The following is an 11,187-nucleotide window of genomic DNA, read 5'->3' as shown; positions in this document are numbered from 1 at the left end:
GATATATTATGCAAAATATTAAGGGGGATTGGAACATGACTACAAATGCTCAAAAGTACTGTGATGAAATTTATCGCCGCGTTGTTGAACGAAATGCAAATGAACCTGAATTCCACCAGACGGTCCAGGAAGTGCTTGGCTCTTTAGTACCTGTTCTTGAAAAAAATCCCGAATATATTGAACTAGGAATTGTTGAGAGGATTGTGGAGCCGGAGCGGCAATTTATTTTCCGTGTACCTTGGATGGATGACACTGGCAGGGTGAGAGTGAACCGTGGTTTCCGGGTTCAGTTCAATAGTGCCATTGGGCCATATAAAGGCGGGCTCAGATTCCATCCGTCGGTTAACATCGGCATTATCAAATTCCTCGGTTTTGAACAAACCTTCAAAAATTCGCTGACAAGTTTACCGATGGGCGGTGGCAAAGGCGGATCTGATTTCGACCCGAAAGGCAAATCGGATGCCGAGGTTATGCGTTTTTGCCAGAGCTTCATGACAGAACTGTATCGCTATGTCGGACCCAATACCGATGTGCCGGCCGGTGACCTTGGCGTTGGCGGCAGGGAGATTGGCTATCTTTTTGGACAATATAAGAGAATTATCGGCAGTTATGAAAATGGCGTTTTGACCGGAAAAGGTCTTACTTATGGCGGCAGCCTGGCTCGCCCGGAAGCTACCGGTTATGGTATTGTTTACTTCTGTCAGGAAATGCTGAAGTCCAAAGATACCAGCTTTGAAGGTAAAACCGTAGCCGTATCAGGTTTTGGCAATGTTACCTGGGGAACGGTAAAGAAGGTTACTGAACTGGGCGGCAGGGTTGTAACCCTTTCAGGTCCTGACGGCTATGTATACGATCCGGATGGCGTCAGTGGCGAGAAAATTGAATACCTGCTCGAAATGAGAGCATCTTGCCGCGATCAGGTTCAAGACTATGCGGATAAATATGGTGTTAAATTCTTCCCCGGCGAAAAGCCCTGGGGCGTTAAGGTTGATGTTATAATTCCTTGTGCTACGCAAAACGAGATTCTTATCGAGGATGCCGAAAAGATTGTCGCCAACGGCGTGAAATTCGTTTGCGAAGGGTCCAATATGCCTTGCACAAACGATGCTATTGAATACTTCCTGAAAAACGGAGTATATCTTGGACCTTCAAAAGCTGCTAATGCCGGCGGCGTGTCTGTTTCCGGACTTGAAATGTCTCAAAACAGCCTGCGGATGGCTTGGTCCTTTGAAGAAGTTGACGCTAAACTCAAAACGATCATGCTCAATATCTATAAAAACTCCAGCCAGGCGGCTGAAGAGTATGCCCATAAGGACAATCTGGTTGTTGGCGCCAATATTGCCGGCTTCATTAAAGTTGCCGAGGCTATGAAAGCGCAGGGTGTGGTATAGAGCCGCGCAATTAAATGCAGCTTGAGAATAAAGGGGATATTTGCCGCCTAAGTCGGTAAAAGAGATTACTGACTGGGAAAAATTTCAAACAAGTATTTATGCTCGCCTAAACCTAGGTTTAGGCGATATTTTTTTAGAAAATCGATACCGGGTAAATCGTTAGTTTTATCATAGATACATTTTGTTTCTGACAAAAAGGAAGGTTTTTTGCTATGGGTTGGAGAATTATGGCTATTGAATTTTTCTTTTAACGCTGACAAGCGAACCTGCACAATGAATTTATGGTAGGAGAATTTCAATATGAAAGCATCATGTTAATGAAACATTTGCGGTTTGTCATATTTCATAATAAGGGGTTGAAATAATGCATCCTCAGGATAGCCGGCAGGATGAAGGCGAAAAAAATACGGTGAAACGAATCAAGACCAAGGGCGGTCATGAGATTATTTTCGCAGAGGAAAAAGATGGGGAACGTCTGGAAATCCATACCCCGAAAAACCTGAAAATTAGTCTGGAAGATGAGCAACAAATGATTGTAGTTCAGGATAAAGACGGCCGAAATATGTTGCAGATCGACGGAAAAAACGGAAAAATTTTGGTAACTGCCGAAAACAACATCTCTTTTCACGCAGCCGGCGGCAGAGCCGCTCTGGAATTGGGCAACCAAGAAGGAGGAAAAGTTACGTTGAAAGCGGACACCATTTCGCTGGAGTCCAGACAGGCTTTACAGATAAAAGGAGCGGTTACGGCGGCACTGACTAGCGGAGCATCCATGAAAATTGAGTCCGCCGGCATCCTGGAACTAAAAGGCGCGATGATCAAAATGAATTGACAATACACCTTATCAAGCCGGATATGGCAGGCAAGCCGGCTGGGTAAACCATAACCGGCCGGAACTGCAGAAACCGCAAGCGAAGGGGGAAAAGCCAATGGGAATGTGTGTGTGCGGCGGTGCCAGGCTGTGGTGTTCTTTCGGTATGGCGCCATCTTCACTGGTGGTGCTGCCACAAAACAGGGTGATTTCAAACATGCCTGTTGCGAACATTATGGACAATAAGCCGCTGGTCAATGTTATGCCTTTCGGCATGTGCTCATCTCTGGCCAATCCAACGGTGGCGGCAGCTACGGCGGCCGCGCTCGGCGTATTGACACCGATGCCGTGCATCCCTGTCATCCCAGCCCCATGGGTGCCAGGTTCAGTTACGGTTATGATTGCCAATTGCCCAGCCCTGAACAAGACAGCTAATTTGATGTGCGCGTGGGGTGGTGTGATTCAGATTGTTGATCCGGGACAAACGACTATTCAAATCACATAATTTTAACTGGGTAGTGGAAAAATAGTGAAAGATTTTAGGAGGTTAGAGTATGAGTGTTAAAAACGCTGTTATTGAAACAATGAAAGCTGCTGGTAAACCTTTAAGTGCAGGTGAGGTTGAGAAACTGTCCGGGTTGGACCGAAAGGATATTGATAAGGCATTTAAAGAATTGAAAGCGGAAAATGCCATCATTTCGCCTGTACGTTGTAAGTGGGAACCGGCAAAATGATGACTGGCTCCCAAAGAGTCAGGTGTTAATCGGTCATTTATCAGACGAATGATTGAACTACGACAACAAGGAACTCCCGGTAGGTGCAGCCTTAGCTCCCTATTTGGAGTTCCTTGTCATCATTGCAGCAAAATATAGTATTTTTGTAGTTTATGCTTGACTTAGAGTCAACTCCAGGTGGTATGCTGTCGGTAGCAGGAGGTGAGAACCCGTATGACAATTACAGAAGTAAGTCAAAAGTATGATATTTCCCAGGATACGCTCCGCTATTATGAGCGCATCGGACTGATTCCCCGTGTGAACCGCAATAAAAGCGGGATCAGGGATTATACCGAAGAAGACTGCGGTTGGGTTGAATTCATCAAATGTATGCGAGGTGCCGGTCTTTCGGTTGATGTACTGATTGAGTATGTCAGGCTGTATCTTGAGGGTGGGAGCGAGGAAACACTTAAAGCAAGAAAAGACCTGCTTATCGAACAGCGTAAACAACTTGTAGCAAGACTGGAAGAAATGCAGAAAGTCCTGGAGCGCCTGGATTATAAAATTTCTATATTTGACCAGAAGATACTTGAGGCGGAAAAAACACTAAGCAGACCGACAAAAGCTTACTTTTAGCTGCAACAGGATTGCGAACCCTTTGCTTATCAGGCAAATACCGGCAAGCCTACAGAATGATTAATTCATAATCGCGGCTGCCCATGCCGATTTCTTCTCCATAGCGCATTTGGATAGTACCGTCGATGTGGGAACGCAAAGCCTGAAACTTATCTGCTCCGGCTTCAAAATTGCAAGCAAGCAGGGAGTCGGAGAATCCAAACTGCTTATTTACCAGGTCATAACTTGCCTGATCAATAGCAACTGGATCGGTGGATGCAAGAAAACCAATATCAGGAACAATCGGTGCATCGCTCCAGGGTACACAGTCGCAATCCGGCGTGATATTTAGCAGAACGTTAATATAGCCAATACGTCCTGCGTGGGCTTTGGCAAATCCATAGCCGTATTCGGTCATTCGCTCCAGAAATGCTGTCAGATCTGTTTCCCAGTCCATGCCGTTGGCTTTTACAGGACAAACCGGTAAGCATTCACCGCAGCCAATACATTTATCCGCCTCGACACTTGCTTTTTTATCATTCACCGTAATGGCTGCTTCCGGACAAACTGCACTGCACTTTTCACAGCCAACGCATTTCTCCTGATTGACCACAATCTTAAGAGCATGCTGCTCTTTTTTTCCTACTGCCGGTGCTCCACCCATGGCAAGATTTTTTATGGCTCCGCCGAAGCCCGCCATTTCATGACCTTTAAAGTGCGACAATACGATTACGCTGTCTGCGCTAACAATGTCTTTAGCCAGTTTCACTTTATTAAAATGTTTTTTATTAATCTCTATCTCGGTAATATTTTCACTGCGCAGGCCATCAGCTATGATGAGGGGCGCCCCTGTAACCGAGTAATCAAAGCCGTGTTCTAAAGCAGTCAATAAATGATCCACCGAATTATGCCGGCTCCCTGAATAGAGTGTATTCGTGTCGGTTAGAAAAGCTTTACCTCCCTTTTCCTTTATTTTATCCACTATCTGACGTACAAAAACAGGATTAATAAAACCATCACTGCCACGTTCGCCAAAGGTCAGTTTTACAGCTGTAAGGTCAGCCGGTTGAATAAGCTCATGGAAGCCGGCCTGATCAAATAAGTTTTTTAGCTTACTAATTTTATTATTCCTATTTGTTCTGGAACGTAAATTTGCAAAAAATACTTTACTGGACATATTTCTTTTCCCCTTTCTAATACAAGGTAATGCAGTCTGTATTTATGTTACAACTTTGAGTTGACTCAAAGTCAATAGATTATAAAAAAAAATATCTGGCCATGAGATATTTTAAAGTAGCGTGATATCTCTATTGACGCTGAATCCGGCAGGCTGGTATAATAAAAATATATTTAAATAGCGGCGATGGAGTTCGCCCTGAATCCCGTGCAAACGGTAATGACTCCTACCACTTAGGTGGTAGGAGTCTGTTCTTTTCCCAACAGAAAGTGTAAAGGAAAGGGTATACTTAAATCGAAGGAGGAAGTTACTGTGCCCAAAATTGCAAGTCAGGCCAAACGACTACGGATTTATATCGGGGAAAGTGATCACTGGAAACGACAGTCCTTGTATCATGCTATTGTGAGAAAAGCCAAAGAACTGGATATGGCAGGGGCGACGGTTTTTCGCGGCATTATGGGCTATGGGGCCAACAGCCGGATTCATACGGCCAGTATTGTGGATTTATCCAGTGATTTGCCTATTTTGCTTGAACTTATCGACAGTGAGGAATATATCGCCAAGCTGTTGCCCTTTTTGGATGATATGCTGGAAGAAGGCATGGTCACAATTGACGATGTGGAGGTTGTCAAATATGGACACAAGCCGCCGAAACGCTAATCCTGGCGAACAATTGCTGCAAATGAGGTGAAAGAGTTGTTAGGAGTAATATTAGTAGCAATCGGTGGAGCTGTTGGGGCAACGGCCCGCTATTTAGTGTCTAACTGGGCTGCTGCCCGGTTTGGCGCAGAATTTCCTTATGGCACGCTGATTGTAAATGTTGTGGGTTGTTTTATTATTGGTGCCTTCATGACGATGACAACAGAGCGGTTAAGTATTAGCCCGTATTGGCGCTTGCTTATTACTGTGGGGTTTGTGGGAGGGATGACGACCTTTTCTTCGTTTAGCTACGAAACAATTCATTTAATGCAAGAAACAGATATGCTGCGCGCTTTTTATAATGTCGGGCTCAATGTTCTGGTCGGTTTCTCTGCTACCTGGCTGGGGATCGGAGTTGCCAGATTATTTTAGCAGCTGACAAATTACCGGAATAAAAGGAGAGTGAAAACAATGATTTCCATACAGTTGCCCAATGGCAGACAATATGAATTCCGTCATGTAGTGTTTGATTATAACGGGACGCTGGCTGAGGACGGGCGTATGTCCGACGATGTACGGCAATTACTGGCCGAGCTGGCGGCCAAAGTGCACGTTGCCGTGATTACGGCAGATACTTTCGGCTTGGCCCGTCAGGAATTGGCAGACGTGCCGGGGGTGGAACTGATTATATTAGCAAAAGATCAGAATGGGACGGAAAAAGCCCGGTACGTCCAGGAATGGGGAGCTGAGCACACCGTTGTCGTGGGCAATGGCACCAACGATCAGCCGATGTTTTTCATCGCAGGACTGAAAATTTGCGTGCTGGGACCAGAAGGCGTTGGTACCGGTGTATTGGCGGCGGCCAATATCGTGGTGCGGTCGCCGGCGGACGCCATTAGGCTGTTATTGCAGCCTAAGCGACTGATTGCGACCCTGCGGGCGTAAAGACTGCCAGCGGGTGAACATGTCCGAAAAGCTCATGATAGATAGTTAAAACAGGCGCAGTAAACACTGTCTGAGATGAAAGCGAGGAAACAACGATGTTTAGAGAAATGAGAAGAGGTAAGCAATTATTATCAATGGAAGACACCGTAGCTGTAATGGATAGATGCACAAATGGTGTCCTTGCGTGCTTAGGTGATGAAGATTATCCTTATACAGTTCCCCTTAGCTATATTTATTTTAATGACAAAATCTATTTCCATTCAGCGAAATCCGGACATAAAGTCGATGCTATCAGAAAGAACCCCAAGGTATCTTTTGCCGTAATAGATGAAGATAGGATCATAAGTGAAAAATATACTTCCTATTTCCGTAGTGTTATTGCTTTTGGTAAAGCCAGAATTGTAGAAGGTGATGAATGGCTGGAAGCTTTTAAGGCTTTAGTTGAAAAATATTCAGGAGATCAGCCGGAGGCAGTCAAACATAAGGAAATCACCGGCTGTACGCAATCTTATATTATTGCAATTGATGTTGAGCATATAACCGGTAAGGAAGCTATTGAATACGTCAAGGCTAAAAAATAAGAACATCTTCCATACTAATTAAACTATGCAAGCAAAAAAATAAGGGTGTCGCAGAACGCATTTTGAAACCTGATATGCGAGATAACCGACTTAAGAGTTAATTATGTACGGGAGTGCCAAATGGCACTCCCGTACATAATTAACTAAAACTTAACTGTTTTGTAACCTGTAAGAAAAGTCACTATGCCATAATAAAACAAGATAGCTATATATTACCAACTTACTTATTTACTTTTAAGGAGATGGCAAAAATGACGACCAGACGGTATCCAATCATTGTACAACTTACTGCTATTTTTACGGTGACAATTTTATTTTTTCTCGTAATATTAGGGTATGTGCTATATAGTTACTCAAACACTACAACCGCGATAGTAGAATATAGTGATAAGGTTAACACTGCCTCGGCAAGGCTGATCATGGTCAAAGATGCCCATACTGATTTTACCCGGGCGCTGCTGAATATGCGCGGTTTTCTGTTTTATGCTGACGGGGCAGTTCAATACGAACAAGGTTATCGCAGCAATTTTGGCAACAGTTATGAGACGGTAAAAAAATATAATGAGACTGCCCGGAATAGCGATGAAAATGCTGGACAATTAGAAAAACTGCTGGCTGAATATCTTGTACTTGGCGATAAAGCGATAGCAGCCAAAAAAAATAATGATCCTGACCTGAACAAAGTACTTAATGCGGGGCGTCAATTAGTTGACCAGATTGATGCTCAGTTTGTAGTTACGGCCCAAAAACTAGGCAACGCCATCAATGCCGATAGCAATTTTCTAATCAATCAGTCAAAGGTGCAAAGCCAAATCGGGATGATGGCCGGTACAATTGTGACGATTTTAGCAATACTTGTCGCGGTTATTTATAGCAGGCAAGTAACTGTCCGTCTGAATAACCTAAAAACAGAGGTATCGGCGGTTGGAGCGCTGGACTTAAGCAGACCAGATTTCCATGCGACTCGCAATGATGAAATTGGTGATATGGCCGAAGCTATTATAAATATGAAGCGCACACTACGTGGTATTGTTGGCCAGATCAAGAACAGTGCCGATACATTGGCAGCATCGTCTGAAGAACTCACCGCGAACTCAGAACAGTCAGCCCAGGCGGCTAACCAAATTGCAGCTTCGATTACCAGAGTAGCCACAGGAGCCAATGAGCAATTAGCAGCGGCCAATGAGGCATCTACTGTAGTTGAGAACATGTCGGCAGGTATACAGCAGGTAGCCGCCAACATAACCCAAGTTGCAGAACAATCCATCCAGGCGGCCGGGAAGGCCGATGAAGGCGGCAAGGCAGTTGAACAAGCAGTTAGCCAAATGCTTCAGGTTGAAGACACTGTTAACACTTCGGCAGAGGTCGTGGCCAAGCTGGGGGAACGCTCAAAGGAGATTGGCCAGATTGTGGACACTATTTCCGGCATTGCCGGTCAAACCAATCTGCTGGCCCTTAACGCAGCCATCGAGGCGGCAAGGGCGGGCGAACAGGGAAGAGGCTTTGCCGTAGTAGCCGAGGAAGTCCGCAAGCTTGCCGAGCAGTCCCAGGAAGCAGCCAAGAAGATTGCAGAACTGATTGGGGAAATCCAGGGAGACACCGATAAAGCTGTCGTGGCAATGAACAACGGTACGCGAGAAGTAAAAGCCGGAGCTGAGGTCGTCAATGCCGCAGGAAGGGCCTTCCATGAAATCGTAGAAGTGGTGTCGTGTGTATCCAAACAGGTGGGTGAAAGTTCTGCGGCCATTCAGCAAATAGCGGGCGAAAGTCAGCAGATTGTGGGAACGGTTACAACGATTGACACCCTCAGCACGATGTCGGCCGGAGAGGCTCAAAACGTTTCGGCAGCCACTGAGGAACAACTGGCTTCAACGGCAGACATTGCGGCCTCCAGCGAAGAACTGTCAAGGCTGGCTCAAGCACTCCAAATGGAAATGGTTAAGTTTCGGGTATAGAGGAAGAAATCGGCTGTCAACTAATGGGCAGTCTCCTGCCCGATTAAGCAACAAGCAGTTCCGGTGTAGAGATATTGTGCATTTTTTACCGGATTTCTAAAAGTAATTAACCTGTTTTTAATTAGAATATAACAATGGATTTTTATTTATTTGTTATGCTTAAAATACAGACTGCATCAATCATTCAATTATCTCGACAAGCGGGATCAGGAGGTGCTATCAGATAAATGTCGCGAGTTAGATTTAGGGATGTTTTGAACTTGCTGCTTCAGGCTTTTGTTGTTAGTGCCTTGCTATTATTATTGTTTTGGCCAAGAAGTTAAATTAATACGGAATTCTGTAAAAAAAATTACAGAGTTTGGGGAACCAGGTAATCTTGTTTTTTGAGCAGATAATTGGTTTAGTGATAATTAAATAATGGAATTTTTCACACATTTAGCAGGATTTTGACGATAGATGTATAAAAAGATTATATAAAAGGAATAGTGGGCAAACTTTCCAAAAGGAAGGGACGCAAAGCCATGGGTCTAAGGATGAGTTACATCTATGATTGCCAGGTTGCATTAAACATGCAATCTGGTTTTTTTATTTGAAGGTTTCAATCTTGCGGTAGTGGCCTTGGTATTAAATTGTGTGGATGGTGAACTTGAATTGATAGTCCTGAATAGCACTAATTCTAGCGGCTCAGCTATTGAATGGTTGACGATATCCCGGGATAACAGCGGCCGTAAGCAGCATGAACAGCATATACAAGAAATGGAAAACGGTTACGGTTATCGCCAGATTTTTCAGGACAGTCCTGTGGTAGGTATTATCATTGATCCTGATACAGGCAATATTCTTGATGCCAATCAGGCGGCGGTAGACTATTACGGCTATACTCTTGAAGAATTGCAGGTAATGACGATACGTCAAATTAACATCGCCCCGCGGGGAGAAATAGACGAATGTATAAATAAAGTAAGCAGGAATCATTATAAGGCAATACCGTTCCGTCATAAATTGAAAGATGGGAGCATCAGAGAGGTAGAAATATATTCCGGTCCTGTGAAGCTAAAGGGGCGAATACTGATTCACTCCCTGATTATCGATGTCACGGCGCGAAGAAGGGCGGAGGCAGATTTGCGGGAAAGCAACCGGCGCCTGCGGGACTTCGCCGAAGCGGTATCGGATATCAGCTTCATTATTGACGAAGACGGACGCTACCTGGATGTGTTCGGCGACGAAAGAATGCTCCCTGTGCCGGAGACAGAGTTTTTGGGCAAGACAATTCACCAGGTATTATCGGAAGATTCGGCTGATTTTATTTTAAATGAAGTGCAGCAGGCAATTATTTCCGGCATACAGCGGAAAGGAATTTATGAAATACAGATTGGTGGAGAAAAGCAATATTTCTTGGGGCGTACGGTGCCGCTTACTTATATAGTCAACGGCAAAAGGACGGCAGCGGTTATTGCCGCCGATATTTTGGAACAGCAAGAAAACACGTTGCAAATGATTTATGAGCTGCGGCGCAGAAGCGATATTATTAACAGTGTCCTTGACGGGAAAGTGGATAGTAATGAAAGTTTTGCTTATACTTGCAGCAGTCTGGGACTGGATATAAACCTCCCTGCATTTGTATGCAAAATCTTAAATTATTCATTTGATTCCGGTGATTGCAATTCACAATTAGCTAAGATTAACTGCGATCGGAAACGTAAAGATAAAATGATGATCGCATTAAGTGAAATCCCAAATTGCATAGTTTGGGGCTGTCAGGATGGTATCTATGTTTTATGTTATGCCACATTCGGCAAGCATGAGTGGGAACGCAGCAAAGAAATAGCTTCACTTATCAGAACTAAATTATTGGAAGATGACTCCAGTATGTCAGTTATGTCAGTGTTTGTAGGCATCAGCGAAGTACATACCGGTATTGAAGGGTTGAAAAAAAATTGCCGTCAAGCGCTGAGTGCGGTGCTTGCCGCCCGCAGCAGGGCGGTGGATGGAGGCGGGGTTGTCCATTACCGGGAAGCCGGCTTGTTTCAATTTGTTTCCGAGCCTTTAAGCGGCAACGCTGCCAGAGAATATATTACGCAACATATTGGCAACTTGCTGGAATATGACCAGACCAAACAAACCAATTATTTGGTGACTCTGGAAGAACTATTGCGCGGTGCGAGTATAAGGGAAACGGCAGAGAAACAGCATCTTCATCCTAAAAGTGTGATATATCGCCACAAGAGCATTGCAAAAATCCTGAATGTCGATCTTAACGACTATCAAACCAGGCTGACGCTGGGCTTGGCTCTACAGCTATATAAACTAAATGCAAACAACCTGTAAGAGAAAAACAAGCTCATTATCTCAATTAGATA

The 11,187-nt window shown here is 44.5% G+C and carries 13 protein-coding genes and 2 riboswitches; of the genes, 11 read left to right on the top strand and 2 right to left on the bottom strand.

Features of this window, described 5'->3' with window-relative positions; genetic code table 11:
* The first annotated feature begins 35 nt into the window (after positions 1–35).
* Entirely contained in the window at positions 36–1,391 is a 1,356-nt protein-coding gene (gdhA, locus tag GT1_RS12180; RefSeq protein WP_188398931.1) for an NADP-specific glutamate dehydrogenase, read from the top strand.
* Positions 1,392–1,755: 364 nt separating this feature from the next.
* Positions 1,756–2,223 carry a hypothetical protein gene (locus tag GT1_RS12175; protein ID WP_188398930.1) on the top strand — a complete coding sequence of 156 codons (468 nt, stop codon included), beginning with the start codon at positions 1,756–1,758 and terminating at the stop codon, positions 2,221–2,223.
* 12 nt (positions 2,224–2,235) lie between these two features.
* Here the strand turns inward: GT1_RS12175 and GT1_RS22225 are convergent, their stop codons facing one another.
* A complete protein-coding gene (locus tag GT1_RS22225; protein WP_223226225.1) occupies positions 2,236–2,421 on the bottom strand; it encodes a hypothetical protein in 186 nt (61 codons plus the stop codon).
* Here GT1_RS22225 and GT1_RS12170 point away from each other — a divergent pair.
* The 3 genes from GT1_RS12170 (at position 2,369) to GT1_RS12160 (ending at position 3,551) form a co-directional block, all read left to right on the top strand.
* Positions 2,369–2,707, top strand: coding sequence for a DUF4280 domain-containing protein (locus GT1_RS12170; RefSeq protein WP_255430439.1), 339 nt, complete (start codon positions 2,369–2,371; stop codon positions 2,705–2,707). The two genes, GT1_RS22225 and GT1_RS12170, sit on opposite strands and share 53 nt — an antisense overlap.
* Before the next feature lie 49 nt (positions 2,708–2,756).
* Positions 2,757–2,936 (top strand): transcriptional regulator, encoded by a 180-nt coding sequence (locus GT1_RS12165; protein ID WP_075756820.1) that lies wholly within the window; start codon positions 2,757–2,759, stop codon positions 2,934–2,936.
* Between the two features lie 213 nt (positions 2,937–3,149).
* On the top strand, positions 3,150–3,551 hold the full coding sequence (locus GT1_RS12160) for a MerR family transcriptional regulator (protein ID WP_188398928.1): 402 nt from the start codon (positions 3,150–3,152) through the stop codon (positions 3,549–3,551).
* Positions 3,552–3,600: 49 nt separating this feature from the next.
* On the opposite strand, the gene GT1_RS12155 is transcribed toward GT1_RS12160, so the two are convergent.
* Entirely contained in the window at positions 3,601–4,707 is a 1,107-nt protein-coding gene (locus tag GT1_RS12155; RefSeq protein ID WP_188398927.1) for a DUF362 domain-containing protein, read from the bottom strand.
* Between the two features lie 173 nt (positions 4,708–4,880).
* Positions 4,881–4,943: riboswitch (Fluoride riboswitch) on the top strand.
* A 76-nt stretch (positions 4,944–5,019) separates the two neighbouring features.
* On the opposite strand from GT1_RS12155, the gene GT1_RS12150 reads away from it, so the two are divergent.
* The 6 genes from GT1_RS12150 (at position 5,020) to GT1_RS12125 (ending at position 11,155) form a co-directional block, all read left to right on the top strand.
* On the top strand, positions 5,020–5,367 hold the full coding sequence (locus GT1_RS12150) for a DUF190 domain-containing protein (protein ID WP_075756822.1): 348 nt from the start codon (positions 5,020–5,022) through the stop codon (positions 5,365–5,367).
* Between the two features lie 36 nt (positions 5,368–5,403).
* On the top strand, positions 5,404–5,778 hold the full coding sequence (gene crcB / locus GT1_RS12145) for a fluoride efflux transporter CrcB (protein ID WP_188399017.1): 375 nt from the start codon (positions 5,404–5,406) through the stop codon (positions 5,776–5,778).
* Positions 5,779–5,817: 39 nt separating this feature from the next.
* Complete coding sequence (locus tag GT1_RS12140; protein ID WP_188398926.1) at positions 5,818–6,291, top strand: HAD family hydrolase; 474 nt, start codon at positions 5,818–5,820, stop codon at positions 6,289–6,291.
* Positions 6,292–6,386: 95 nt separating this feature from the next.
* Entirely contained in the window at positions 6,387–6,872 is a 486-nt protein-coding gene (locus GT1_RS12135; protein WP_188398925.1) for a pyridoxamine 5'-phosphate oxidase family protein, read from the top strand.
* Positions 6,873–7,123: 251 nt separating this feature from the next.
* Entirely contained in the window at positions 7,124–8,827 is a 1,704-nt protein-coding gene (locus GT1_RS12130) for a methyl-accepting chemotaxis protein (RefSeq protein ID WP_223226210.1), read from the top strand.
* Between the two features lie 478 nt (positions 8,828–9,305).
* A riboswitch (cyclic di-GMP riboswitch) is annotated at positions 9,306–9,393 on the top strand.
* Between the two features lie 46 nt (positions 9,394–9,439).
* A complete protein-coding gene (locus GT1_RS12125; RefSeq protein WP_188398923.1) occupies positions 9,440–11,155 on the top strand; it encodes a PAS domain S-box protein in 1,716 nt (571 codons plus the stop codon).
* Positions 11,156–11,187 lie beyond the last annotated feature (32 nt).

It is taken from the genome of Sporomusa sp. GT1 (assembly GCF_014634905.1).
Taxonomy (GTDB): domain Bacteria; phylum Bacillota; class Negativicutes; order Sporomusales; family Sporomusaceae; genus Sporomusa; species Sporomusa sphaeroides.
The sequence above is the reverse complement of the archived record's forward strand: the minus strand, read 5'-3'. Positions and strand labels throughout refer to the sequence as shown.

Coding starts and splice junctions, on each gene's coding strand:
- gdhA (WP_188398931.1), top strand. CDS start 36: ATGACTACAAATGCTCAAAAGTACTGTGATGAAATTTATCGCCGCGTT.
- GT1_RS12175 (WP_188398930.1), top strand. CDS start 1,756: ATGCATCCTCAGGATAGCCGGCAGGATGAAGGCGAAAAAAATACGGTG.
- GT1_RS12170 (WP_255430439.1), top strand. CDS start 2,369: ATGGCGCCATCTTCACTGGTGGTGCTGCCACAAAACAGGGTGATTTCA.
- GT1_RS22225 (WP_223226225.1), bottom strand. CDS start 2,421: ATGTTTGAAATCACCCTGTTTTGTGGCAGCACCACCAGTGAAGATGGC.
- GT1_RS12165 (WP_075756820.1), top strand. CDS start 2,757: ATGAGTGTTAAAAACGCTGTTATTGAAACAATGAAAGCTGCTGGTAAA.
- GT1_RS12160 (WP_188398928.1), top strand. CDS start 3,150: ATGACAATTACAGAAGTAAGTCAAAAGTATGATATTTCCCAGGATACG.
- GT1_RS12155 (WP_188398927.1), bottom strand. CDS start 4,707: ATGTCCAGTAAAGTATTTTTTGCAAATTTACGTTCCAGAACAAATAGG.
- GT1_RS12140 (WP_188398926.1), top strand. CDS start 5,818: ATGATTTCCATACAGTTGCCCAATGGCAGACAATATGAATTCCGTCAT.
- GT1_RS12135 (WP_188398925.1), top strand. CDS start 6,387: ATGTTTAGAGAAATGAGAAGAGGTAAGCAATTATTATCAATGGAAGAC.
- GT1_RS12130 (WP_223226210.1), top strand. CDS start 7,124: ATGACGACCAGACGGTATCCAATCATTGTACAACTTACTGCTATTTTT.